The 24,157-nt window shown below is 73.3% G+C and carries 21 protein-coding genes; 8 read left to right on the top strand and 13 right to left on the bottom strand.

Annotated elements, in window-relative coordinates; genetic code table 11:
- Positions 1-8: 8 nt before the first annotated feature.
- Positions 9-1,415 carry an MFS transporter gene (locus tag IE237_RS03060; protein ID WP_189800212.1) on the bottom strand — a complete coding sequence of 469 codons (1,407 nt, stop codon included), beginning with the start codon at positions 1,413-1,415 and terminating at the stop codon, positions 9-11.
- A gap of 70 nt (positions 1,416-1,485) precedes the next feature.
- Between IE237_RS03060 and IE237_RS03065 the strand changes: the two genes are divergently transcribed.
- The 3 genes from IE237_RS03065 to IE237_RS03070 all read left to right on the top strand — a co-directional run bounded on the left by IE237_RS03065 (position 1,486) and on the right by IE237_RS03070 (position 3,080).
- Positions 1,486-2,121, top strand: a complete 636-nt coding sequence (locus tag IE237_RS03065) for a TetR/AcrR family transcriptional regulator (RefSeq protein WP_189800213.1) — start codon at positions 1,486-1,488, stop codon at positions 2,119-2,121.
- A 95-nt stretch (positions 2,122-2,216) separates the two neighbouring features.
- On the top strand, positions 2,217-2,345 hold the full coding sequence (gene mmpB, locus IE237_RS41275) for a morphogenic membrane protein MmpB (protein WP_267258901.1): 129 nt from the start codon (positions 2,217-2,219) through the stop codon (positions 2,343-2,345).
- A gap of 129 nt (positions 2,346-2,474) precedes the next feature.
- A complete protein-coding gene (locus IE237_RS03070) occupies positions 2,475-3,080 on the top strand; it encodes a nucleoside triphosphate pyrophosphatase (protein WP_189800214.1) in 606 nt (201 codons plus the stop codon).
- Positions 3,081-3,098: 18 nt separating this feature from the next.
- Here IE237_RS03070 and IE237_RS03075 read toward each other — a convergent pair whose 3' ends face one another.
- Positions 3,099-3,536, bottom strand: a complete 438-nt coding sequence (locus IE237_RS03075; protein ID WP_189800215.1) for a hypothetical protein — start codon at positions 3,534-3,536, stop codon at positions 3,099-3,101.
- A gap of 373 nt (positions 3,537-3,909) precedes the next feature.
- Between IE237_RS03075 and IE237_RS03080 the strand changes: the two genes are divergently transcribed.
- Positions 3,910-5,664 carry an acetyl/propionyl/methylcrotonyl-CoA carboxylase subunit alpha gene (locus IE237_RS03080; protein ID WP_189800216.1) on the top strand — a complete coding sequence of 585 codons (1,755 nt, stop codon included), beginning with the start codon at positions 3,910-3,912 and terminating at the stop codon, positions 5,662-5,664.
- Between the two features lie 76 nt (positions 5,665-5,740).
- The gene (locus IE237_RS03085) at positions 5,741-6,286 is read left to right on the top strand and encodes a TetR/AcrR family transcriptional regulator (protein ID WP_189800217.1); all 546 of its coding nucleotides are present in this window, start codon (positions 5,741-5,743) and stop codon (positions 6,284-6,286) included.
- A gap of 51 nt (positions 6,287-6,337) precedes the next feature.
- On the opposite strand, the gene IE237_RS03090 is transcribed toward IE237_RS03085, so the two are convergent.
- Together IE237_RS03090 and IE237_RS03095 are read right to left on the bottom strand one after the other, a co-directional pair.
- Positions 6,338-7,264, bottom strand: a complete 927-nt coding sequence (locus IE237_RS03090) for a DeoR/GlpR family DNA-binding transcription regulator (RefSeq protein ID WP_189800218.1) — start codon at positions 7,262-7,264, stop codon at positions 6,338-6,340.
- A gap of 237 nt (positions 7,265-7,501) precedes the next feature.
- Positions 7,502-8,941, bottom strand: coding sequence for an NAD(P)H-quinone dehydrogenase (locus IE237_RS03095; RefSeq protein ID WP_189800219.1), 1,440 nt, complete (start codon positions 8,939-8,941; stop codon positions 7,502-7,504).
- 272 nt (positions 8,942-9,213) lie between these two features.
- On the opposite strand from IE237_RS03095, the gene IE237_RS03100 reads away from it, so the two are divergent.
- The 3 genes from IE237_RS03100 (at position 9,214) to IE237_RS03110 (ending at position 12,656) form a co-directional block, all read left to right on the top strand.
- Positions 9,214-9,651, top strand: coding sequence for a gamma-glutamylcyclotransferase family protein (locus tag IE237_RS03100; RefSeq protein WP_017239758.1), 438 nt, complete (start codon positions 9,214-9,216; stop codon positions 9,649-9,651).
- A 168-nt stretch (positions 9,652-9,819) separates the two neighbouring features.
- Complete coding sequence (locus IE237_RS03105) at positions 9,820-10,623, top strand: purine-nucleoside phosphorylase (protein WP_030687411.1); 804 nt, start codon at positions 9,820-9,822, stop codon at positions 10,621-10,623.
- Between the two features lie 380 nt (positions 10,624-11,003).
- Positions 11,004-12,656, top strand: coding sequence for a phospho-sugar mutase (locus IE237_RS03110; protein ID WP_189800220.1), 1,653 nt, complete (start codon positions 11,004-11,006; stop codon positions 12,654-12,656).
- 211 nt (positions 12,657-12,867) lie between these two features.
- Here the strand turns inward: IE237_RS03110 and IE237_RS03115 are convergent, their stop codons facing one another.
- The 9 genes from IE237_RS03115 to IE237_RS03155 form a co-directional block, all read right to left on the bottom strand.
- The gene (locus tag IE237_RS03115; protein ID WP_229842282.1) at positions 12,868-13,680 is read right to left on the bottom strand and encodes a phosphate ABC transporter ATP-binding protein; all 813 of its coding nucleotides are present in this window, start codon (positions 13,678-13,680) and stop codon (positions 12,868-12,870) included.
- A 55-nt stretch (positions 13,681-13,735) separates the two neighbouring features.
- Positions 13,736-14,611, bottom strand: coding sequence for a sortase (locus tag IE237_RS03120; RefSeq protein WP_189800222.1), 876 nt, complete (start codon positions 14,609-14,611; stop codon positions 13,736-13,738).
- Positions 14,608-15,867 carry a hypothetical protein gene (locus IE237_RS03125; RefSeq protein ID WP_189800223.1) on the bottom strand — a complete coding sequence of 420 codons (1,260 nt, stop codon included), beginning with the start codon at positions 15,865-15,867 and terminating at the stop codon, positions 14,608-14,610. Before IE237_RS03125 ends, IE237_RS03120 begins: the two co-directional genes overlap by 4 nt.
- A 140-nt stretch (positions 15,868-16,007) precedes the next feature.
- Positions 16,008-16,982 (bottom strand): type 2 periplasmic-binding domain-containing protein, encoded by a 975-nt coding sequence (locus IE237_RS03130; RefSeq protein ID WP_189800224.1) that lies wholly within the window; start codon positions 16,980-16,982, stop codon positions 16,008-16,010.
- 131 nt (positions 16,983-17,113) lie between these two features.
- The gene (locus tag IE237_RS03135) at positions 17,114-19,672 is read right to left on the bottom strand and encodes a hypothetical protein (protein ID WP_189800225.1); all 2,559 of its coding nucleotides are present in this window, start codon (positions 19,670-19,672) and stop codon (positions 17,114-17,116) included.
- A complete protein-coding gene (gene pstS, locus IE237_RS03140) occupies positions 19,669-21,456 on the bottom strand; it encodes a phosphate ABC transporter substrate-binding protein PstS (RefSeq protein WP_229842219.1) in 1,788 nt (595 codons plus the stop codon). Before pstS ends, IE237_RS03135 begins: the two co-directional genes overlap by 4 nt.
- A complete protein-coding gene (pstA, locus tag IE237_RS03145) occupies positions 21,453-22,613 on the bottom strand; it encodes a phosphate ABC transporter permease PstA (RefSeq protein WP_189800226.1) in 1,161 nt (386 codons plus the stop codon). The genes pstS and pstA overlap by 4 nt, the downstream gene beginning before the upstream one ends.
- Positions 22,614-22,626: 13 nt before the next feature.
- Positions 22,627-23,640: a phosphate ABC transporter permease subunit PstC gene (gene pstC / locus IE237_RS03150; RefSeq protein WP_189800227.1), complete on the bottom strand. Its 1,014-nt coding sequence runs from the start codon at positions 23,638-23,640 to the stop codon at positions 22,627-22,629.
- 78 nt (positions 23,641-23,718) lie between these two features.
- Positions 23,719-24,090, bottom strand: coding sequence for a DUF1508 domain-containing protein (locus IE237_RS03155; protein ID WP_189800228.1), 372 nt, complete (start codon positions 24,088-24,090; stop codon positions 23,719-23,721).
- Positions 24,091-24,157 lie beyond the last annotated feature (67 nt).

Here is a 24,157-nt window from a genome sequence, read left to right on the forward strand (position 1 = left end):
CGCGGGCGTCACGTACGGCGGAGGAAGAGGGCGGAGAGCACGGCTCCGGCGGCGACGATCGCGGCGTTGACGAGGACCGCGAGGCCGATGCCGTCGAGGAGCACGGGCGCGGTGACGACGACGGCGCTCATGACCGGGGTGCCCATGGTGATGCCGATCTGCTGGGTCATGGTCGCGAGCCCGGTCGCCATGCCCTGCTCGCTCTCGGGGATGCCCGAGGTGGCGGTGACCATGAAGCCGACGATCGCGAGCATGTTGCCGACGCCGCCGGCGAAGGTCGCGGCGAGCAGCAGCGCGAGGCTGCCTCGGTCGTCGCCGAGCCCGTACAGGGCGAGGGTGGCGACGGCCTGGAGGAGTCCGCCGGAGACGAGGGCGGCTCGGGCGCCGAAGCGGCCGATGAAGCGGGAGGCGGCGACTCCGCCGAGGACCGTGCCGGCGCCGAGGACGCCGAAGGAGAGTCCGGCGGCGAGCGGGGAGAAGCCCAGGACGTCCTGGAGGTACAGGGTCATCAGGAAGACCAGCGAGGTCTCGGTGACGAAGGCGACGAGCCCGGCGAGATTGCCCCACACGACCGTGCGGCGCTTCAGGACGTGGATCGGGACGAGGGGCGAGGCGGCCCGCCGCTCGACGAGGACGAAGGCGGCGAGGAGCGCGGCGCCGACGGCGAGGGCGGTGAGCGCGGTGGGGTCGGTCCAGCCGTGCTCGCCGGTGACGGTCAGGCCGTAGACGAGGGCGAGCAGCCCGCCGGTGACGGTGATCGCGCCGGGGACGTCGAGGCGGGGCCGGACGGCCGGGCGGCTCTCCTTGAGGACGGCGGGGGCGACGAGGAGCACGGCGAGGGCCACCGGCACGTTGACGAGGAAGGCCCAGCGCCAGGAGAGCAGGTCGGTGAGGACGCCGCCGAGGATGGCGCCGGTGGTGAAGCCCGCGGACATGAGGGCGCCGTTCAGGCCGAGCGCCTTGGCCCGCAGCGGGCCCTCGGGGAAGGACGAGGTCAGCAGGGAGAGCCCGGCGGGGGTGACGGCGGCGGTGGCGAGGCCCTGGGCGACCCGGGCGGCCATGAGGACCTCGGGGCCGGTGGCGAGCCCGCCGGCGAGGGAGGAGACGCCGAGGAGGGCCATGCCGCCGAGGAAGAGGCGGCGGCGTCCGACCAGGTCGGCGACGCGCCCGAAGAGGAGGGTGAATCCGGCGGCGGCGAGGGCGAAGGCGGTGGCGATCCACTGGAGGCCGCCGAGGCTGAAGCCGAGTCCCTGGCCGATGACGGGCAGGGCGACGTTCAGGATCGAGAAGTCGACGGCCAGCATGAACTGGGCGAGCAGGAGGACGACGAGGACGAGCCGCATCCGGCCGGTCATCCGGGCTTCGGCACGGTCCGCGGCCGCGGGTGCGGGCGTCGGGTGATCGAGGGCAACCATGCGAGGGACCCCTTAATGGGAGGCTGGTTCCGTTAAGATGTCCCGTACCGTAGCAGAGTCGAAGGCGTTAATGGAACAGGAGACCCGTTTGACTGAGAGCCGGCCGGCCTCGCCCGGCACCATGCGCCCCGGCGGCCGCACCGCGAAGGTCCGCAGGGCGGTCCTCGACGCCACCCTGGACGCCCTCGCCGACACCGGGTTCCACGCCCTGAACATGGACCGGATCGCCGCGGGCGCCGGCGTCGGCAAGACCACCGTGTACCGCCGCTGGGGCTCCCCCGTCGGCCTGGTCACCGACCTCCTCCACGACATGGCGGAGCAGTCGCTGCCCGCCTCCGACACCGGCAGCCTCGCGGGCGACCTGCGGGCCAACGCCGAACTCGTCCGGGCCACCCTCGTGGACCCCCGGATGGGCGCGGTCTTCCGCGCGGTCATCGCCGCGGCGGCCTGCGACGAGGAGTGCGCCCGCGCCCTCGCCGACTTCTACCGGACCCGGCTCGCCGAATGGGCCCCGGTCGTCACCAGGGGCGCGGCGCGCGGCGAGATCCCGGCGGGGACGGACCCCGTCGAGCTCCTCCGCGCCGTCTCCGCGCCGCTCTACTACCGCTTCGCGGTCACCCGCGAGGAGCTGGACGGGGCCGTCGCGGAGCGGGCGGTGACGGCGGCGCTGGTGGCGGCCCGGGACGGGGTGTTCGTACGGGCCTGAGCCGGGCCCTCCGGACGCGAATAGTGCTTCCGCACGGGGGCGCCTGAGTATCCGTACTCAGGCGCCCCGCCCGTCCCGCCCGGAGGATCGGAGGCATGCTGTGGTCCGACCCGAAGAACCAGCCGCCGAAGTTCCTGCGCGACATGCAGGCGATGCTCCGCCGCACCGGCGTGCTGCTGGCGCTCGCGATGGTGGTGGCGATGTTCGTGGCGACCGCGCGCTGACCACGCGCGCGTACGGGCGGGCCACGCGCGTACGGGGGCGGGCCACGCGCGCGTACGGGCCGGGCCACGCGCACGGACGACGGACCACACGCGCGCGTGCGCACGCCCGCCACTGGCTACGCTGCCCCCATGACTGCTGATCCGCGCCGTGTCGTGCTCGCCTCCGCCTCCCCCGCCCGGCTCGGTCTGCTCCGGCAGGCCGGACTCGCCCCCGAGGTGATCGTGAGCGGCGTCGACGAGGACAAGGTCCACGCCCCGACCCCGGCCGAGCTCGCCCTCGCGCTCGCGGAGGCGAAGGCCGCCCATGTCGCCGCACGGCCCGAGGCGTTCGGCGCGCTCGTCATCGGCTGCGACTCGGTCCTGGAGCTCGACAAGCAGGCCCTCGGCAAGCCGGCCGACGCCGCGGAGGCCACGGCCCGCTGGCGGGCGATGCGGGGCAGGGTCGGCATCCTCCAGACCGGCCACTGCGTCTACGACACGGCCGCCAAGCGCTACGAGTCGGCGACGGCCTCCACCGTGGTCCGCTTCGGCGAGCCGACGGACGAGGAGATCGCCGCGTACGTGGCGAGCGGCGAACCGCTGCACGTGGCGGGCGCGTTCACCCTGGACGGCCGCTCCGCCCCGTTCATCGACGGCATCGACGGCGATCCCGGCAACGTGATCGGCCTGTCCCTGCCGCTGCTGCGCCGGCTCCTGCGCAAGCTGGACGTCGAGATCACCGACCTCTGGGCCTGACCGGCGGCCCGGAAGGCGCTACGCGGGCGCCGGCGCCTCCTCGGGGGCGTCGGCCTCCTTGTCGTCCTCCTTGCCGTACGCCACCAGGGTGAGGACCAGGAGTCCGAGCACGGCCACCAGGAAGGTGAAGGCCGGCCAGCCGAGCAGGGCGACGGCGACCGCGCCGAGGAGGCCGTGGACGATCGCGCAGCCGATGAGCAGCCCCCGGCCGAGACGGCCCGGGCGGCGGTCGCGGATGCCCGCCACGAGGGCGACGAGGGCGCAGAGGAGGAGGGCGGCCCCGGAGGCGATGCCGAGCCCCCAGGTGCCGGCGACCATCGCGTCGGGGTCCATGCCGTCGAGGGACATCGACTGGGCCTCCAGGAAACCCGCCATGACGGCGTTGATCGCGACGATGCCGGGCGCTTCGAGGAAGAGCACCGCGGCCGTCACGAGGGCTATCGGTCTGCGGGCCACCTCGGCCACCCCCTGGATTCGCCTGTTACCGACAGTACGATCGACAGCGCGAAGGCTACTGGCCGGTAAACCCTCGGACAAGAGTTCGCGCACGGCGGGCGACGGCGGACGGCGGGGCAAAGAATCGTTGAGCCATTCGTAGGGACTCCACAAAGAAACCCGAATGGGCCCTGGCTACAAGAACAGAGACCTGCGCCACACCTCGGAGCTACTGTGCCGTAAAGGAACCCTGCGTACCGTGGTGCGACAAGGGAATTCACGACCCGAGCGGGCCCGGGGTCACGCTCCGTGTGGGCAAGCTCACCACTGGGGACGGGTCGAAAGGCCGTGTCGGCAGTCCCTAAACTCAGCTTGTTTCAAGGAGGGAGCCATCGTGCGCAAGGTGCTCATCGCCAACCGTGGCGAAATCGCTGTCCGTGTGGCCCGGGCGTGCCGGGACGCGGGTATCGGCAGCGTGGCCGTGTACGCCGAACCGGACCGGGACGCTCTGCATGTCCGGGCTGCTGACGAGGCGTTCGCTCTGGGCGGTGACACCCCGGCCACCAGCTACCTGGACATGGCCAAGGTGCTCCAGGCCGCGAAGGACTCCGGTGCGGACGCCGTGCACCCCGGTTACGGCTTCCTCTCCGAGAACGCGGAGTTCGCCCAGGCGGTGCTCGACGCGGGTCTGACGTGGATCGGCCCGCCGCCGCAGGCGATCCGCGACCTGGGTGACAAGGTCGCCGCCCGTCACATCGCGCAGCGCGCCGGCGCGCCGCTGGTCGCCGGTACACCGGACCCGGTCTCGGGCGCCGAGGAGGTCGTGGCCTTCGCCCAGGAGCACGGGCTGCCGATCGCGATCAAGGCCGCCTTCGGCGGTGGCGGCCGCGGCCTGAAGGTCGCCCGCACCCTCGAAGAGGTCCCCGAGCTGTACGACTCGGCCGTGCGCGAGGCCGTGGCGGCCTTCGGCCGGGGAGAGTGCTTCGTCGAGCGCTACCTCGACAAGCCCCGCCACGTCGAGACCCAGTGCCTGGCCGACACCCACGGCAACGTGGTCGTCGTCTCCACGCGTGACTGCTCGCTGCAGCGCCGCCACCAGAAGCTCGTCGAGGAGGCCCCCGCGCCGTTCCTGACGGACGCCCAGAACGCCGAGCTGTACGCGGCGTCGAAGGCGATCCTGAAGGAGGCCGGCTACGTCGGCGCCGGCACGGTCGAGTTCCTCGTCGGCACGGACGGCACGATCTCCTTCCTGGAGGTCAACACGCGTCTGCAGGTCGAGCACCCGGTGACCGAGGAGGTCGCCGGCATCGACCTGGTCCGGGAGATGTTCCGGATCGCCGACGGCGAGGAGCTCGGCTACGACGACCCGGCCATAAGGGGTCACTCCTTCGAGTTCCGCATCAACGGCGAGGACCCGGGCCGCAACTTCCTGCCCGCGCCCGGCACCGTCACCCTCTTCCAGGCGCCGACCGGCCCCGGCGTCCGCCTCGACGCGGGCGTCGAGTCCGGCTCGGTGATCGGCCCGGCCTGGGACTCGCTCCTCGCCAAGCTGATCGTCACCGGCGCCACCCGCGAGCAGGCCCTGCAGCGCGCGGCCCGCGCGCTCGCGGAGTTCAAGGTCGAGGGCATGGCCACCGCCATCCCGTTCCACCAGGCCGTCGTGGTCGACCCGGCGTTCACCTCCGACCCGTTCCAGGTCCACACCCGCTGGATCGAGACGGAGTTCGTCAACGAGATCAAGCCGTTCGCCCCGGCCGGCTCGGAGGCGGACGAGGACGAGTCGGGCCGCGAGACGATCGTCGTCGAGGTCGGCGGCAAGCGCCTCGAGGTCTCCCTGCCGTCCTCGCTCGGCATGACGCTGGCGCGCACGGGCCTTGCGGCCGGTGCGAAGCCGAAGCGGCGCGCGGCGAAGAAGTCCGGCCCGACCGCCTCGGGTGACACCCTCGCGTCCCCGATGCAGGGCACGATCGTGAAGGTCGCGGTCGAGGAGGGCCAGGAGGTCAAGGAGGGCGACCTGATCGTCGTCCTGGAGGCCATGAAGATGGAGCAGCCCCTCAACGCCCACCGCTCCGGCACCGTCAAGGGCCTGACCGCCGAGGTCGGCGCCTCCGTCACCTCCGGCGCCACCATCTGCGACATCAAGGACTGACGTCGCACGCAGTACGGTACGAAGGGCCCGCAGGCAGCCGCCTGCGGGCCCTTCGCCGAGGGGGTCCGTTCCGCACATGCGCGCCGACGCACGCCGCAACCACGAGCGACTGCTCATCGAAGCCCGCGCCGCCTTCGCGGCACAGGGCGCCGACGCGCCCCTGGAGGAGGTCGCACGCCGCGCGGGCGTCGGGATCGGCACGCTCTACCGCCACTTCCCCACCCGGGCCGACCTGTTGAACGCGGTCTTCCAGGAGGCACTGGCCGAACTGCTCGACCGCTCGCGGGAGCTGGCCGACACGGACGAGCCGTGCCGGGCGCTGGTGGAGTGGCTGCGGGCTCTGATCGCCCACGCGGGCGAGTACCGGGGGCTCGCACACGCGCTGATGTCCGCCTCGTACGACCGGAGTTCGGCCCTGGCCCGGTGCAGCGATCCCCTGCGCGCGGCGGGCGAGCGGCTGCTCGAACGGGCTCGGAAGGCGGGTCAGGTGCGCGCCGACGTGTCGATCGGCGACCTGATGCAGCTCACCAACGCGATCGCGCTGGCGGCGGAGCAGTGCCCGGAGGACGCGGAGCTGGCGGACCGCCTGCTCGCGCTGACGCTGCGGGGCCTGAAGGACTGAGGGGTTTCGGGGACGGCGTGGGACCCCTGGGGGAGGGTCCCTCGGGCGACTTCAGCGGCGGCGCATGTCCGCGACCCGGGCCGTACGCTCCAGCGTCTCCGCGGCCAGTCCGCCGCCCGGTCCCCGGAACTGACCGGCCGCCATCCGCCCGCGCTGGACGGGGAGCGGCATGTCACGGCGGGGCCGGGCGCCCGGGGGGACCTGCTCACCGCCGGTGGGGCCGGTGGCCGCGCCCGTGCCGGCGACGGCGATCTGCACGCCCTGGTCGGCGAGGGCCTGGAGCTCGGTGGCGGCCCGCTCGTCGTGCGCGGGGGGCTCGTCGGTCACCAGGCGGGTGATGACGTCCGTCGGCACCGTCTGGAACATGGTGTCGGAGCCGAGCTTGGTGTGGTCGGCCAGGACCACGACCTCGGCCGCCGCCTGCACGAGCGCCCGGTCCACGCTCGCGGAGAGCATGTTGGACGTGGACAGGCCGCGCTCGGCGGTCAGACCGCTCCCGGAGAGGAACGCCCGGGAGACCCGGAGCCCCTGGAGCGACTGCTCGGCCCCGCTGCCCACGAGCGCGTAGTTGGAGCCGCGCAGGGTGCCGCCCGTCATGACGACCTCGACCCGGTTGGCGTGGGCGAGGGCCTGGGCGACGAGCAGGGAGTTGGTGACCACGGTCAGTCCGGGCACGCGGGCGAGCCGGCGGGCCAGCTCCTGCGTGGTCGTCCCGGCACCGACGACGATGGCCTCGCCCTCTTCGACGAGGCTCGCGGCGACGTCGGCGATGGCCGTCTTCTCCGCTGTGGCGAGATGGGATTTCTGCGGGAAGCCGGATTCTCGCGTGAATCCGCCCGGCAACACCGCACCGCCGTGGCGGCGGTCGAGGAGTCCTTCTGCCTCCAGAGCCCGTACGTCTCTCCGTACGGTCACTTCGGAGGTCTGGACGACGCGGGCGAGCTCGCGGAGCGACACGGCTCCATTGGCTCGCACCATTTCGAGGATCAACTGACGACGTTCTGCAGCGAACACGAAACTGACAGTAACGTGACCGGCCGATACTTTTCAGCACTATGCGCCGAATTGCAGAAGATGCGCACGGACGGGGCCTCCAAGTGGTATGGGAGACCCCGCCGTTGATCGGTTCCGCGCCAGGGCTATGCCCTGCCTTGCCGGGGGTTGTCCGGGTCGGCGAACCGTTCCCGCAGGCGGGAGGCGCGCCGGGACCTGGTGTTACGCCTCGCCCGCGGACTTCCGGGTGTGCAACTGCCGTGCCACTTCCGCGATCGAACCCGACAGGGAGGGGTACACGGTGAAAGCATTTGCGATCTGTTCGACCGTCAGATTGTTGTCGACCGCGATCGAGATGGGGTGGATCAGCTCGCTCGCCTTCGGGGCGACGACACAGCCGCCGACCACGATGCCGGTGCCCGGACGGCAGAAGATCTTCACGAAGCCGTCCCGGATGCCCTGCATCTTCGCGCGCGGATTGCGCAGCAGCGGCAGCTTGACGACCTTGGCGTCGATCTTGCCCGCGTCCACGTCGGCCTGGGTGTAGCCGACGGTGGCGATCTCGGGGTCGGTGAAGACGTTCGAGGAGACCGTCTTCAGGTTGAGCGGGGCCACCGCGTCGCCGAGGAAGTGGTACATCGCGATCCGGCCCTGCATGGCGGCGACCGAGGCGAGCGCGAAGACGCCCGTGACGTCGCCGGCCGCGTAGACACCGGGGGCGCTCGTACGGGAGACCTTGTCGGTCCAGATGTGACCGGAGTCCTTCAGCCGGACGCCCGCCTCCTCCAGACCCATTCCGGCCGAGTTCGGGATCGCGCCGACCGCCATCAGGCAGTGGGTGCCGGAGATGACCCGGCCGTCCGCGAGGGTGACCTCGACCCGGTCGCCGACCCGCTTGGCGGACTCGGCGCGGGAGCGGGCCATGACGTTCATGCCGCGGCGCCGGAAGACGTCCTCCAGGACGGCGGCGGCGTCCGGGTCCTCACCGGGCAGGACGCGGTCGCGGGAGGAGACGAGGGTGACCCGGGAGCCGAGCGCCTGGTAGGCGCCCGCGAACTCGGCGCCGGTGACGCCGGAGCCGACCACGATGAGCTCCTCGGGGAGCTCCTTGAGGTCGTAGACCTGGGTCCAGTTCAGGATGCGCTCGCCGTCCGGCTTGGCGTCGGGCACCTCGCGCGGGTGGGCGCCGGTCGCGATCAGCACCGCGTCGGCGGTCAGCGTCTCCTCGCTGCCGTCGGCGGCCGTGACGACCACCTGGCGGGAGCCGTCCACGGCCTGCCGGCCGGAGAGCCGGCCGCGGCCGCGCAGGACCCGGGCGCCGGCCCGGGTCACGGAGGCGGTGATGTCGTGGGACTGGGCGAGCGCGAGGCGCTTCACCCGTCGGTTCACCTTGCCGAGGTCCACACCGACGACCCGGGCGGCCTGCTCGATGTGCGGGGTGTCGTCCGCGACGATGATGCCCAGCTCCTCGTAGGAGGAGTCGAAGGTGGTCATCACCTCGGCGGTGGCGATCAGGGTCTTCGAGGGGACGCAGTCGGTCAGGACGGACGCGCCGCCGAGGCCGTCGCAGTCCACGACGGTCACCTCCGCGCCGAGTTGGGCGCCCACCAGGGCCGCCTCGTATCCGCCGGGTCCGCCGCCGATGATCACGATCCGGGTCACTGGGATCTACGCCTCGCGCTCTCGTTCTGCCGGGGGGTCCCCCCGCTGGGATGCAGTGCGTACGCCATTGTCCCGCACGCTTCAAGTGCGTACCCCATTCTCCCGCACGCCCGGCGCGGCCTCGCGCCGGGGCCTCCGAAGGGGTGCGGGAGGGCCGCCGGACGGCCGCGGGAGGGCGGGCCCGCGGGGCGCCGGCCGGTGCGCACGGCCCCCGTACGGCCCCCACCTCGGGGTTCTCCGGACACCCCGCCCCCTCCCGTACCCTCGGTCCCATGTCGCTCTACGCCGCTTTTGCCGGCAACCTCGACGCGCGGCTGATGAGCCGCCGCGCACCGCACTCCCCGCTGCGCGGCACCGGCTGGCTGAACGGCTGGCGGCTGACCTTCGGCGGAGAGCAGATGGGCTGGGAGGGAGCGCTGGCCACGATCGTGGAGGCCCCCCGTTCGCAGGTCTTCGTGGCGCTGTACGACATCGCGCCGATGGACGAGGACTCCATGGACCGCTGGGAGGGCGTGGGCCTCGACATCTACCGGCGGATGCGGGTGCGGGTGCACACCCTGGACGGCGAGGAGCCGGCCTGGGTCTACGTCCTCAACGCGTACGAGGGCGGGCTGCCGTCCGCGCGGTACCTGGGCGAGGTCGCCGACGCGGCCGAGTCGGCGGGCGCGCCGCACGACTACGTGATGGAGTTGCGGAAGCGTCCCTGCTGATCCGACCGGGTGGCCGGAATCCCCCATTCGTCGGAAACGACAAGACAACGATCGCATGTCCGTCAGCATCGTCATCTACGCGCGTAGGAATTCTCCGGCTACGCTGCTTCGCGTACCAAATCCGTCCGGGGCTCCCCTCGGACCCCCCTCCCCGAGGCGAGAGAGTCAGTGAACGCAACTGCCACCCCGTACGAGGCCGCCGAGGCCGCTGCCGCACGTCTTCGCGAGCTGACCGGCGTCGAGAACCACGACGTCGCCCTGGTCATGGGCTCGGGCTGGGCGCCCGCCGTCGACGCCCTCGGCGCCCCCGAGGCCGAGTTCCCGGTGACCGAGCTCCCCGGCTTCCCGCCGCCGGCCGTCGAGGGCCACGGCGGCAAGGTCCGCTCGTACAAGATCGGTGAGAAGCGCGCGCTGGTCTTCCTCGGCCGCACCCACTTCTACGAGGGCCGCGGCGTCGCCTCCGTCGCCCACGGCGTGCGTACCGCCGTCGCCGCCGGCTGCAAGACCGTCGTCCTGACCAACGGCTGCGGCGGCCTCCGCGAGGGCATGCGCCCCGGCCAGCCGGTCCTGATCAGCGACCACATCAACCTGACGGCGGCCTCCCCGATCGTCGGCGCGAACTTCGTGGACCTCACCGACCTGTACTCGCCGCGCCTGCGCGCGCTGTGCAAGGAGGTCGACGAGACGCTGGAGGAGGGCGTGTACGTCCAGTTCCCCGGCCCGCACTACGAGACCCCGGCCGAGATCAACATGGTCCGCGTCATGGGCGGCGACCTCGTCGGCATGTCCACCGTCCTCGAGGCCATCGCGGCCCGCGAGGCCGGCGCCGAGGTCCTCGGCATCTCGCTCGTCACCAACCTGGCGGCGGGGCTCTCGGGCGAGCCGCTGAACCACGAGGAGGTCCTGCAGGCGGGCCGTGACTCGGCCGCGCGCATGGGCGAGCTCCTGACGCGGGTCCTCGACCGGATCTGAGTTTTCACCGCGCCCCTCGCACCGGTCGGCCCCTGGGGGCCGACCGGGCTTCGGGGCGCTGCGGCGGCCTCCGACCGCCGGGGTGGTCCCGGCCTCCCGTCGGCCGGTGCCGCTGCGCGGTCCTCTTCCCCACCCCGCCCCTTCCCACAACCGGGGCTCCGCCCCGGACCCCGCGCCTCAAACGCCGGCGCGGCTGGATTTCCAGCCCGCCCGGCGTTTGAGGGCATGGCCGGAGGCCGTACGGGGTCTGGGGGCTCGCCCCCAGTTTCGGGAAGGGGCGGGGTGGGGGAAGGCTCCGCGCAGCGGCACCCCGCACCCCGCCTACCCGCCTCACCCACCGCGCACCCCGGCGCGCCCCGCCCCACCCCGAAAGGCACACCGTGACGCAGGACGACCTCCTCACCCGGGCCCAGGCCTGGCTCGCCGAGGACCCCGACAGCGAGACCCGCGAGGAGCTCGCGAAGCTCATCGAGGGCGGCGCGACCGCCGAGCTGGCCGCCCGTTTCAGCGGCACGCTGCAGTTCGGCACGGCCGGGCTCCGCGGTGAGCTCGGCGCCGGGCCCATGCGGATGAACCGCTCGGTCGTCATCCGGGCCGCCGCCGGCCTCGCCGCGTACCTCAAGGCCAAGGGCCAGGAGGGCGGGCTGGTCGTCATCGGCTACGACGCCCGCTACAAGTCGGCCGACTTCGCCCGCGACACCGCCGCCGTCATGACCGGCGCCGGGCTGCGCGCCGCGCTGCTCCCCCGCCCGCTGCCGACGCCCGTCCTCGCGTACGCCATAAGGCATCTGGGCGCCGTCGCCGGTGTCGAGGTGACCGCGAGCCACAACCCGCCGCGCGACAACGGCTACAAGGTCTACCTCGGCGACGGCTCGCAGATCGTGCCCCCGGCCGACGCGGAGATCGCCGCCGAGATCGACGCCATCCGGTCGCTGCACGACGTGCCCCGCCCGGAGGCCGGCTGGGAGACCCTCGGCGACGAGGTCCTGAACGCCTACCTGGAGCGTACGGACGCCGTCCTGACCCCCGGGTCCCCCCGCACCGCCCGGACCGTCTACACGGCCATGCACGGCGTCGGCAAGGACGTCCTGACGGCCGCGTTCGCCCGGGCCGGCTTCCCGCCGCCCGCGCTCGTCGCCGCGCAGGCCGAGCCCGACCCGGCGTTCCCGACGGTCGCGTTCCCGAACCCGGAGGAGCCGGGCGCCATGGACCTGGCCTTCGAGGCCGCCCGCGCCGTGGACCCCGACCTCGTCATCGCGAACGACCCGGACGCCGACCGCTGCGCCGTGGCCGTGCCGGACGCGGACGTCGAGGGCGGCTGGCGGATGCTCCGCGGCGACGAGGTGGGCGCGCTGCTCGCCGCGCACCTGGTGCACAAGGGCGCCACCGGCGTGTTCGCCGAGTCGATCGTGTCGTCCTCGCTGCTCGGCCGGATCGCCGATGCGGCGGGCGTCGGCTACGAGGAGACGCTGACCGGCTTCAAGTGGATCGCCCGCGTCGACGGCCTGCGGTACGGCTACGAGGAGGCGCTCGGCTACTGCGTCGACCCGGAGGGCGTCCGCGACAAGGACGGCATCACGGCGGCGCTGCTCGTCACCGAGCTGGCCTCGGTCCTCAAGGAGCAGGGCCGGACGCTCACCGACCTGCTCGACGACCTGGCGGTGGCGCACGGGCTGCACGCCACGGACCAGCTGTCGGTGCGGGTCGAGGACCTGGGGATCATCGCGAACGCGATGGCCGCGCTACGCGAGCGGCCGCCGGTCTCCCTCGCCGGTCTGACGGTCGTCTCGGCCGAGGACCTGACGAAGGGCACGGAGTCGCTGCCGCCGACGGACGGGCTGCGCTACCACCTGGAGGGCGCCTACAAGGCCCGGGTGATCGTCCGCCCGTCCGGCACCGAGCCGAAGCTCAAGTGCTACCTGGAGGTCGTGGTCCCCGTCGGTGACGGCAGCGAGCTGGGGACGGCCCGCGCGACGGGCGCGGAGCTGCTCGCCGCGATCAAGCGGGATCTGTCCGAGGCCGCCGGTCTGTAGGGCACGGTCGGAGGGCACGGTCGGAGGGCACGGCCGGAGGGCACGGCCGGAGGGCACGGCCGGAGGGCACGTACGGAATCGATTCCGTACGGGCCCTCCGGCCGTCCGGGTGAACCCCGTACGGCATGTGCCGTGCGGCGCGGACCGTGCGCCGGGTGCGCGCGCCGGGGTGACCCGGTGTCCGTCACCCCCGCGCCGGCGCCGCCCGGGCTCAGCCGAAGCGGCCGTTGACGTAGTCGGCGGTGCGCGGGTCGGCCGGGGAGCCGAACACCGTCTCCGTCGGGCCGTGCTCGACGATGACGCCGGGGGTGCCCTGCTCGGCGAGGAAGAAGGCGCAGGAGTCGGAGACGCGGGCCGCCTGCTGCATGTTGTGGGTGACGATCACGACGGTGACCTCGTCCTTCAGTTCGGCGATGGTCTCCTCGACGCGCCGGGTGGAGGTCGGGTCGAGCGCCGAGCAGGGCTCGTCCATGAGCAGGACGCGGGGGCGGACGGCGAGCGAGCGGGCGATGCAGAGGCGCTGCTGCTGGCCGCCGGAGAGCGCGCCGCCGGGCTGCCGCAGCCGGTCCCTGACCTCGCGCCAGAGCCCGGCCTTGGTGAGGCACTCCTCGACGAGGTCGTCCTTGGCGGCCTTGTCCGCGCGGATGCCGCCGAGCTTCAGGCCGGCGAGGACGTTCTCGTACAGGGACATCGCGGGGAACGGGTTGGGCTTCTGGAAGACCATGCCGATCTCGCGGCGGGCGTGGGTGATGCGGCGGCCCCGGTCGTAGATGTCGGCGCCGTCGAGGAGGACCCGGCCGGCGAGCGAGGCGGTGCCGGTGAGCTCGTGCATCCGGTTGAGGATGCGCAGGAAGGTCGACTTGCCGCAGCCGGAGGGGCCGATGAGGGCGGTGACCTCGCGGGCGGGCATGGCGAGGGAGACCCGGTCGAGGACCTTGCGGTCGCCGAACCAGGCGGAGACGGCGTCGGCTTCGAGCGCGCCGGCCCGGGAGGGTACCGGCGTGCCCGCCGGTACGGGCGGCAGGGTGACGGTGTCGGCGAGATCGGTCACGGGGTGACTTCCTTGCGGTCGGCGGGGTTCAGAGGAGGTTCGGGAGGAGTCGGGTCAGCTGGCCCGAGACGAGGACTCCGAGGGCGACGAGGACCGGGACGGCCGTGACCCAGGTCTGCCTGGTGCCCCAGCGCCGCCGGGCGGCGACGGTGAGCAGGGCGGCGGCGAGCAGCGCCTGGACGCCGAGGAGGATCCCGGGCCAGACGTCGGTCTCCCCGGCGAGCGGTTCCTCGGCCGCGGTGATCCACCCGGCCTTCAGCGGCCGGGGCGGGCTGGGCTGCGCGGTGCCGAGCAGCTTGGCGTCGACCCGGACGACGTCCTCGGGGGTGTACGCGCCGCCGCTCGCGGTCAGCAGGGTGAGCCGGCCCTCCCCCGGTCCGAGGCGGGCGGGCAGCGGGTCGCCGGGCCGGCGGACGGCCGTCACCTCGTACACGGCCTTCCCCTGGCCGGTCGTCACCTCGACGCGGGCGCCGGGCGGGAGCCGGTGCACGCCGAGGAAGGGGCTGCCGTAGCCCCACTGGCGGCCCATGATCACGCTGGCGCCGGGCTGGCCGGGCAGGGCCGTGTCCCGGCGGTGGCCGGGGCCGGACATGAGGACCCCGGAGGTGGTGCCCTCGGCGACGACCTCGCGCAGGCCGAGCGCGGGGATGCGGAGGAGGGCGACGGGGGCGCCGAGGGCGACGGGCCTGCCGTCGTAGGTCGACTGGCCCACGGGCGCGGTGCCGAGGGCGAGTTGCTCGCGCAGTTCGTCGTAGGCGGTGGACTGGTCGCGGGCGTGCTGGAGGTGGCCGACGACCGTGAGGTTGGCCGCGAAGCCGATGAGGAGGGCGGCGAGGACGCACAGGGCCGCCCCGGCCAGGGCGAGCCCGGCACGGGGGGCGGCGGGGGGCGGTGCGGTCGTCACGGGCGGGCGCCGCCCTCGCGACGGCGGGTGCGGCGGGTCTGGAGGACGGCCGCCGCGCCGAGGAGGCAGAGGGCGAGCGAGCCGAGCGCGGCGGACACGGCGGCGCTGGTGCCGGTGGCGGCGAGGCTGCCGGAGCCGCCGTTCGTGGTGGCGCCGGTGGATCCTCCGCTCGTACCGCCGGAGCCGGACCCGGAGCCGGAGGAGCCGGAGCCGGAGGAGCCGGAGGAGCCGCTGCCGTCACCGGTCGTGCCGGAGGTGTCGGCGGAGGCGGTCGGGGTGGGGGTGGGCGTGCCGCTGGGCTCGTCCGTCGGGCCGTCCGTGGGCTCGTCGGTCGGTTCGCCGGTGGGCTCGCCGGTCGGGCTGCCCGTGGGCGTCGGGGTGCCGGTGGGCGTGCCGGTCGGGGTGGGCGTGGGGGTGCCGGTCGGGGTGGGCGTGACGTCCGGGCCCGCGTAGAAGCTCGCGAGCTGCGAGGAGGCGGTGTAGGCGGCCGGGTCGGCGGGCGTGTACTGCGCCAGGACGGGGAACTCGGCGTTGACGGTGTCGCGCATGGTGGCGCCGATGTCCGCCTTGCCGTCGACCAGTTGCTCCGTGCCGAGGTCGACGACCTCGTCCTCGACGAGCGTGAGGAAGGTGACCGTGCCGGCGGCGGTGGCCGGCTGGACCTCGGCCGTGATCGTGAAGGGGCGGCCGACGGGCGGGTTCGCGCTGTCGGCGGTGACGCTCAGGTTGGTCGCCTGCTGCTCGATGGCGGCCCAGTCGTCGCCGGTGACCTCGATCATCCGGGAGAAGTAGTCGGCGCGTGCCTCGCCGTCCGCCGTCTCGCAGGAGAGCCGCAGCTCGTACCGGCCGTCGAGGGGCCCGGCGGGCACGAGTTCGCGCAGCCGGTCCTGGAGCGTGGCGTAGCCGGTGCCGGTGGCGGTGAGCGGGCCGGTGATCGGGGTGGTGCCGAGCGGGCCGCCGGGGACGACCTCGGCGATGGGCGCGCCGAGCGTCGGGTCGCCGGGGTCGACGAGGACGAGGACGCCCTTGACGTAGGGCTTGTCCGGCGCGGTGGGCGCGGGGCAGGCCGCCGCCGCGGTGACGGCCGTCGGGCCGGCGGAGACGGCGCCCGAGGCGGGGGTGAGGGTGAAGGTGCCGTGCCGGGTGGCGGCACCGGCGGGCGTGGACACGGCCAGGACGATCGCCAGGGTGCCGCAGAGGAGCGCGAGTGCCGTGAGCAGCGCCACGGGTGATCTGAGCTGTGCGACGGGGTTCATGGGGCGGGGTTCCTCCGAGGCGGATGGCGGGTCGTTGAGGTGAGCTGAGGCGAGGCGAGGGGGCGTCGTGGGGCGGGGTACGCCGGGGGCCGGGCACCACGCGGGTGCCCGGCCGGTGTGCGGTCAGGAGGAGCCGGTGATCAGCGCTCGCCCTTGACGGTCGTGGCGCCGCAGGCGGTGCCGAGGGTGCCGAAGCCGTAGTTGGCGATGGTGGTGCCGGCGGCGCAGACCTTGGAGGAGGAGCCGACGAAGGTCGACGAGACCGTCGCGTTGGTCAGCTTGGCCGTCGGGACGACGTTGTAGACGTCACGGGTGAAGGGGAAGGAGAGGTTGAGCGTCTTGTCGGCGTTGCGGGGCGCGACGGTGCCGACGGAGCCGAGGACGGCGGCGCCGCGGCGGTCGGTGACGACGGCCTTCTCCTGCGCCGTGTACTGGGCGACGGAGTAGGGGGCGATGTCACCGGCGCTGTCGAGGACGGTGCCGTCGTTCTCCTGGACGCCCTGCTGGACGCAGGCGCCCGGCGCGGTCACGCCGATGGAGGCCAGGAAGAACTGGCGGGTGCCGGAGTTGGTCTGGGGAAGGATCGGGGTGAGCGTCACGCCGTTGAGGGACGTCGTGGTGCACTCGTAGACGGCCTTGAGCTGCGCGGCCGTCAGGTCGGACGGCAGGGCGCTGTCGGAGCGCTTGACCCAGGACACCGCGTCCTTGGCGAAGGGGATCCAGGTGAGGTCCGTGGTGCTGGTGTCGACCGGGCCGCGCGAGGAGCGGGCGAAGTCGAGGCAGCCGGAGTTGGTGTCCACGGCGTTGCGCAGGGCGTCGATGCCGGCCGAGGAGCCGTTCGGGCGGTTGATGACACAGCCGGTCGCCTTGGTCTTGACGGTGGCGGTGCCGGTGGCGTCCCAGGAGGCGATGATCTTCTGGCCGAGGGCGTTGACGACGACGTTGCCGAGGCCGTTCACGACGTCCTGGGTCGTGTCGGAACCGACGCCGGCGAGCGTGCGGTACTGGGTGACCGGGTTGGGGTCGGCCTGCGCGGCGGGGGCGAGGGCGACACCGAGACCGAGGGCGGCCACACCGAGGGCGGCACCGATACGAGCGCGGGACTTGACGTTCACTTCTGATCTCCTCCGCGAAAACGGATGACATGGAATGGACGCACAAGCAGAATCCGGATTCTTTATCCGGCCGGTCCGTCGACCGGCCGGGAACAACAATTCCGTACGGGCTGCCGGGGCGGCCACCACGTTCAGCCGCTCTTCAGGTTACGAATTCCTGTCCTAGGTGAATCCGAGGGAATTCGGCGGCGGCCCGCGATTCCGAGGACGGTGGGCCCGGCGACGCCGGCGAGGCCGCCGACGACGAGGACGGACAGAAGCACCCAGCGGATGACACCGAGGACCTGGGAGGGCGTGCTGCCGGTGCCGGCCAGCTTCTCGGCGGGAGGACCGGCGGAGCCGCCGTCCGCGCCCCCGCCGGAGGCCGTCGACGGGCCGCCCGACGACGTGGCCCGGCCGGTGCCGGCGCCCGCGCTCCCGGCCGTACCGCCGCTCGCGCCCTCGCCGGAAGCGGTGGAATCCGCGCTCCCGGAGACGGAGCCGGAGCCGGCGTCCGTCCCGGCCGCCGTCCCCTGCCCCGCACCCGTTCCGCCGCCGGTTCCGGTGGTGCCCGTGCCCCCGGTGCCGTCGGGCCCGGTCGGGGCCCCGCGCTCCAGGCGGTCGGCCGCCGCGGCCGCCCGGGCCTTCAGCCCGGCGGGCAGCGGGGCGTAGCCGAAGGGCAGTTCGCCGGGGGCGGTGCCCTGCCGCTGGCCGGGTCCGGCCGCGTACCGCAGCACGCGCGCGTAGTCCTTGCGGGCGTCCGCCGGGAGGCTGGTGGAGGCGGCGGCGTAGGTCACGGCCGTCAGCGGGTAGGCGCCGTTCCTGGCCCGCGCCGGGTCGGGGACGAGGACCCCGGGCACGGCGGAGTCCCGGAACTGTTCGACCGCCTTGAGCAGGGACGTCGTGGTCGGCCGGACGTAGGTGCCGTCGGCGTTCCGCAGGGCGGCGATCTGGAGCTGGTAGCGGGAGGCGGACGCGGTGTCGGTGATGCCGTAGGCGTGCCGCTGGCCGATCAGCACGTCCCTGCCGACGAGCTTCGGCCCGTTGGTCACGTTGTCGTGCTGTGCCTGGTCCTTCGCGTTGTTCGTGCCCCGCCGCACCCAGCGGGCGGCGTCGTGCATGTCGAGCGCGTAGGGCGAGCGGTCGGTCATGCCGTACGTGATGGTCTTGTCGTTCGAGGTGAGTTCCGTCTCCGTGGGGTCCGCCTTCATGAATTCGTCGGCGCCGCGCGAGGCGAGTCCGAGGTCCTTGAAGTACGGGTTGATCCGCATCCCCCAGGGGTCCTTCTTCCCCTCCAGGAACTCCCGGGCCTCCTTGTCGGCGCGCAGATAGTTCCAGATGATCCGCGCACTGTCGGAGCGGTCGGCGGCGAGCAGGATTCCGCCGGGGTAGACCTGGGGCGCCTGCGGCGAGCGCTGGAATTCGGGATTCAGTTCCAGGAATTCCGGGTCCCGGACGATGGATTCCGGATTTCCCTTCAGATGGTCCGGGACGGGCGCGGTGTCGGTGAGGAAGCGGACGTCGTACGGATACGAGGCGGTGAGCAGTTTCGCGAGGAGGCGGGGGCTCAGCTTCAGGTCCTCGACGAGCCCGATGCCGCCGGCCTCCCAGAAGAAGCCCACGGTGAGCCCGTTGACGGCGACGGGCGCGTGCACGAAGCCGGCCTGCGCCCCGCCCTCCACGGGCTCGACGGTGAAGGCGAGGCCCGGCGAGGTGGAGGTCGGGTTCAGCAGGCCGCCGCGGGCCAGGTCCTCGCCGCGCTGGGTGAAGGTGAAGCGGGTGGTGCCGTCGGCACAGAGCGCCGACTGCCAGGAGGTGAGGGCGTCGGTGACGAGCTCGGAGCCGGTCATGCGCCGCTCGGCCTTGTCCGTGGGGCAGGGCTCGCGGACCGGCAGGAAGTCGAGCGGGAAGACGATCCGCCGGTCCCAGTTGGTGGTGGAGAACGGGGAGGTGTTCGGCCGGTGGTTGTTGCCGGTCGAGCCGTCGGGTTCGTGGGAGCCGCGGGGCACCACGACGAGCCAGCAGCCCCGGCCCCGCACGTGCGTGCCGGTGCCGACCGGGTCGCCGCAGCCGAGGTGCGGGGCCTCCCGGGTGGTCTGCAGGTTGAAGGCGGCCTCGCCCGTGCCGTCGGGCTGGGTGGCGACGAAGAACTCCTCGTTGGTGTCGCCGGAGCTGAAGTAGGTCCAGTCGGTGACCTTCTTCGTCGGCGGCCCCGACACGGGGGTGAAGGGCACGAACGGGCTGGTCAGCTGCCCGGGGACGTCCGGGTCGGGGATCTGCTCGGCGTACTCCCTCTCCAGCGGGTCGGTGCCGGGCACGAGCTCCCGCCGGGCGATGTGCGTGCCGAAGTTGCCGCCGCTGGTGACCCCGGCGCCGAACTGGCACTGCTCCCGCTTCGGCCCGGCCGGGTCGTCGCCCCAGCACTGCATGATCTGGAGGTAGTCGGTGTTGTAGCTCTGGGTCGGCGTGCCGCCCTTCCAGGTCACCCGCAGCCCCTGCGCGCGCAGGTTCTTCGTCTGGTGGACGGTGACTTCGAGCCGGGAGAAGTCGTCGTACGGTCCCTTGGAGCCGCGCTTGGTGACGGCCGAGCTCCCGCTGTCGGCGGCCGCCGCCTCGGGGCCCGGCACCGGCGGGAGGAGTGCGAGCAGGACGGCGGCGAGCAGGGCTCCGACGCCGACGGCCTTGCGCCGGGCGCCGGTTCGGGCGGTCATCGGGTGCCTCCGGTGCGCTCGGCGCGGGTGGCGAGGGCGCGTCCGACGAGCGGGGGTCCGACGACGGTCGCGAGGAGCAGGACGGCCGAGAGGGCCATGAGCAGTCCGCGCAGTCCGCCGCCGGTGTCGGCGGCGAGGGTGACCGGGGTGCCGGCGATCCCGACGGCGCCGGGGTCCTGGCCGGTGTTCTGGCCGCCGGCGCCCGTGCCGCCTGCCGCGGCCCCGGTGATCACCTCGCCGGTGTCGGGGTCGACGGCCCCGCCGCCGGTCGCGGCGCCGGAGGCCGCGCCCGCGCCGGCGGCGCCCGTACCGCCGCCGCTCGCGGAGGCACCGGAGCCGGATCCCGTGCCGCCGTTCGCGGCGGATCCGCCGGAGGAACCGGAACCGGTCGAGGCGCCCGAGGCGCCGTTCGGCGAACCGCCGCCGGGGGCGGAGCCGTTGGCCGAGCCGGAGGCCGAACCTCCCTGGTTCACCTGCGTGTTCGTGCCGCGTGCTCCGCCCGTGCCGTCGGGGCACTGGGTCGCGCCGCGCCGGTCGCAGCCCTTCGGCATCGGCGCGTTCTTGGCGAGGGTGTTGGTGCCGTCCGCCGAGAAGGTGGGGTTGCGGCAGTCGGACAGGTCGACGGCGCCGGTGGGCGCCCCGGGTATCCGGCGGACCTGCTCGAAGCCCGCCTGGACGAGGTTCCTCGGCAGCGGCGAGTAGCCGAGCTCCTCCGCCTGCTGCTGGCCCTCGCAGAGGAAGTAGCGGGCGAACGTGCCGAGCGAGCGGCCCTTCTCCTCGGTGTGCGGGGCGGTCGTGCTGGTGGGGACGACCATGTAGCTGTAGCTGGAGAGCGGGTAACTGCGGCGGTCGGTGGAGCGGTAGACGCCGTCGAGGATCTGCGTGAGGTAGTCGGTCGAGCTCCGGTCGTCGTTGATCCGGGCCCGCAGCAGGGCGACGGCGACGCTGGAGGCGGTCGGCTCGACGTAGTACCCGGCGGAGTTGAGGATCTTGGCGACCGGGAAGTGGGCGTTGATCGCGTACGAGTATTCGACGTAGGTGATGGCGCCCTCGCCCTGCGGCTGCCGGACGTGCGCGGAGACGCCGAGCGAGCCGGACTTGGCGACGGTGGTCGTGCCGGGCACGACGGGGAAGTACGAGGTCATCCCGCAGGGCGTCTGGCGGCCCGCGCGGCGGCAGTAGTCGTTCCAGACGGAGCCGTGCTCCTTGGCGAGCCAGGTGGTGAACTGGGCGGTCGTGCCCGAGCCGTCGGAGCGCACGACCGGGACGATGCGCCGGGCGGGGAGCGTCAGGCCGGGGTTGTCGGCCTTGATCTCGGGCGCGTTCCACATGGTCAGCTGCCCGGTGAAGACCTTCGCGAGGACGGGCCCGGAGAGGCGCAGGTTGGTGACCTGCCGGCCGCCGATGCGCAGGTTGTACATGAAGGAGGTGCCGCCCGCGACGATCGGCATGTACGCGTAGCCGCGGCCGGGCGGGACGTCGGTGGCGTTGCCGTCCTTGAGTCCGTACGGGATCTCGGAGACGGCGAAGTCGACGGTGCCGTTCTTGAACTGCTCGCGGCCCTGCGAGGAGCCGTTGGCGTTGAAGTTGACCGTGAGGCCGACGTTGGCGCCGATGTTGCGGCGCCACTGCTCGACGGCGTTGGAGCTCCAGGTGGAGCCGGAGCTGGTGATCTTGGTGTAGCCGGCGGCCTGCGCGGCGGGCGGCCGGACCAGGAGGGCGAGCAGCGCGCACAGGACGGCGGCCGCGCCCAGGAGGCTGCGGGTGACGGACACGGGTCTCACGGCGTACTCCTCGGTGGCACGGGTGCGGATCGGCGCCGCTCCTGGCGTTTCGTCAGCTGCCCGGGCCCGCGACCGCCCACGATCCGGGCGAGGACGAAAAGGAGCAGGACGAGGAGCATCAGGACGGCGGCGGTGCCGAAACCACGGGCGATCATGTTCGGTTCGGGCGACTTGACGAGCTCGAAGGTGGCGAGCGGCAGGGAGACCTGGGCGCCGGAGGTCGGCAGGGCGTTCAGTTCGGCGGTGAAGCCGGCGGTCAGCAGCACCGGCGAGGTCTCCCCCACCCCGCGCGCGGTGCCGAGGATGACGGCCGTGGTCAGCCCGGAGCGGGCGGTCGGCAGGACGACGTGCCAGACCGTGCGCCAGCGCGAGGACCCCATGGCGTACGAGGCCTCCCGCAGCGTGCCGGGGACGAGCCGGATGACGACGTCGGCGGCGCGGATGATGATCGGAAGCATCATCACGGAGAGGGCGAGCGAGGCGGCGAGGCCGGAGCGCTCCATGCCCAGGGACAGGATGACCGTCGCGTAGACGAACAGGCCGGCGACGATCGAGGGCAGCGCCGTCATCGCCTCGACGACGGTGCGGACGAGGCGCGCGAAGGGGCCCGGCACCTCGGTCAGGAAGACCGCGCAGACGATCCCGGCGGGCACGGTCAGCGCGAGGGCGATGCCGACCTGTTCGAGGGTGCCGACGACGGCGTGCAGGATGCCGCCGACGTCGAGGGGTTCGAGGGGTCCCGCGAGGCTCATGTCCTCGGTGAAGAAGTTGAGGTGCACGAGGGCCTCGCGGCCCTCCCAGAGGGTGAAGGCGACGACGAACACGAGCACGGCGAGGAGGACGAGCCCGAGGGTGCGCACGACGACCCCGGCGATCCGGTCGCGGACGGCGGGCCCGTCCTCGTCGAAGGAGACGAGCAGCGCGTAGAGCCCGAGGAAGAGGGCGTACGCGACGAGGACGAAGCCGACGGCGCCGCTGAAGGGCAGCAGGCGGGCGAAGAGGAGCCAGGTGAGGGCGAGGGCGGCGGCCGCGGCGCCGAGCACGGCGTACACGTCGGAGGCGCGCAGGGTGCCGGTGGCGCGCCGCCGTTCGGGGCCGGGCGCCGGGGCCTGTCCTGCGGGCGGTCGCAGCGCCGGCCGCTCCGGGGCGATGGTCATGTGGTTCCCCCTGTTACGCGTCGCTGGCGGCGCCGGAGCGGCTGCGGGCGACGATGGACGAGGCGGCGAAGTTGACGATCAGGGTCATGACGAAGAGGGCGAAGCCGGCCGCCATGAGGGCGGACATGCCGAAGGGGGTGGCCTCGCCGTAGCGCAGGGCGATGAGGGAGGACACCGAGCTGGTGCCGGTCTGCAGGACGTGCCACTGGAGGGTGAAGACCTGCGAGATGACCATGTAGACGGCGATGGTCTCGCCGAGGGCGCGGCCGAGGCCGAGCATGGTGCCACCGATCATGCCGCCCTTGCCGAAGGGCAGGACGACGCTGCGGATCATGCCCCAGCGGGTCGCGCCGAGCGCGTGGGCACCCTCGCGCTCACCGGCCGGGGCCTGGGAGAAGACCTCGCGCATGATCGAGCAGATGATCGGCGCGACCATCATGGCGACGACGAGCCCGGCGACGAAGGTCGACGAGGTGTAGACGGTGGGCGGGGCGAGCGGGTCGTCCGGGTCGGCGCCGTCGACGCGGAGGAACGGGATCCAGCCGAGGTACGTGGCGATCCAGCGGGCGATCGGGAGGATCGACTCCTCCAGCCAGAAGACGCCCCAGAGGCCGTAGACCACGGAGGGCACGGCGGCCATGAGGTCGACGGTGGAGATCAGGGTGCGGCGCAGCCGGGGCGGGGCGTACTCGGAGATGTACAGCGCGGCGCCGGTGGCGAGCGGGACGGCCACGGTGATCGCGACGAGCGCGATGAGGACGGTGCCGAGGAGGACGGCGGCGATACCGAAGCGGCCGGCGTCCGGCTCCCAGCTCTCGGTGGTGAGGAAGGAGGGTCCGGCGCGGTCGAGGGCCTGCCAGGCGCGGTGGAGCAGGAAGCCGCCGACGAGGAGCATGACCGCGAGGACGAGGCCGCCGCCGGTGCGGGCGACGGTGCGGAAGACCCGGTCGGGCAGGCCGGGGTCGGCGTGGAGCCGTCTCGGCGTGTCGGGCGGCGGGGCGAGGAACTCGGTCGTCTCGGTCGTCACGGGAAGGACGTAAGTCCTGCCCGGTGGACATGTGTTCCCCTCGATGTGAACGAGGGGAGTGCGCGGGGCAACTTCCGTTCACCGTAAGGCGGTCGAGGCCCATCTGGGCCCCTCGGCGGCGATCAGGGCGCGGAACCGCGCATAGGCGGTGCGGCAGGTGGAATGGCGCTCGTAGGAGCGTCCCGAGAGGGCGGCGGTACGCCCTTCGGCGTCGCGGAGCAGCCACACCCAGCCGTTGCCGCCGGCGGTGTGCTGCACGCCCCCGGCCATGTCCGCGTGCCCGGTGCAGAGGGCCGTGAAGGCCTCCCGGCACCGGGCGTGGTCGTCGTAGCAGCCCCCCGACCGCGCGACGACCCTTCCGTTCTGGGCGACGAGTCGCCATCCGTACCGCCCGTCGGCCCCCATGTCGACCAGACAACGCGTCCCGGACACACCGGTGTCCTTGGTCATCGCCCCCACCCCCACAGTCTCGGCAGGGGCAATGTATTGAGACGGGCGTGACAGTTGGGCGTTAAAC

The sequence above is a fragment of the Streptomyces tanashiensis genome, from assembly GCF_014648895.1.
GTDB lineage: Bacteria > Actinomycetota > Actinomycetes > Streptomycetales > Streptomycetaceae > Streptomyces > Streptomyces tanashiensis.

Bases quoted from the DNA above. Each gene is read 5' to 3' on its own strand.
- IE237_RS03060 (WP_189800212.1), bottom strand. From the start codon at position 1,415: ATGGTTGCCCTCGATCACCCGACGCCCGCACCCGCGGCCGCGGACCGT.
- IE237_RS03065 (WP_189800213.1), top strand. From the start codon at position 1,486: ATGGAACAGGAGACCCGTTTGACTGAGAGCCGGCCGGCCTCGCCCGGC.
- mmpB (WP_267258901.1), top strand. From the start codon at position 2,217: ATGCTGTGGTCCGACCCGAAGAACCAGCCGCCGAAGTTCCTGCGCGAC.
- IE237_RS03070 (WP_189800214.1), top strand. From the start codon at position 2,475: ATGACTGCTGATCCGCGCCGTGTCGTGCTCGCCTCCGCCTCCCCCGCC.
- IE237_RS03085 (WP_189800217.1), top strand. From the start codon at position 5,741: ATGCGCGCCGACGCACGCCGCAACCACGAGCGACTGCTCATCGAAGCC.
- IE237_RS03090 (WP_189800218.1), bottom strand. From the start codon at position 7,264: ATGGTGCGAGCCAATGGAGCCGTGTCGCTCCGCGAGCTCGCCCGCGTC.
- IE237_RS03100 (WP_017239758.1), top strand. From the start codon at position 9,214: ATGTCGCTCTACGCCGCTTTTGCCGGCAACCTCGACGCGCGGCTGATG.
- IE237_RS03125 (WP_189800223.1), bottom strand. From the start codon at position 15,867: ATGAACCCCGTCGCACAGCTCAGATCACCCGTGGCGCTGCTCACGGCA.
- IE237_RS03135 (WP_189800225.1), bottom strand. From the start codon at position 19,672: ATGACCGCCCGAACCGGCGCCCGGCGCAAGGCCGTCGGCGTCGGAGCC.
- pstA (WP_189800226.1), bottom strand. From the start codon at position 22,613: ATGACCATCGCCCCGGAGCGGCCGGCGCTGCGACCGCCCGCAGGACAG.
- IE237_RS03155 (WP_189800228.1), bottom strand. From the start codon at position 24,090: ATGACCAAGGACACCGGTGTGTCCGGGACGCGTTGTCTGGTCGACATG.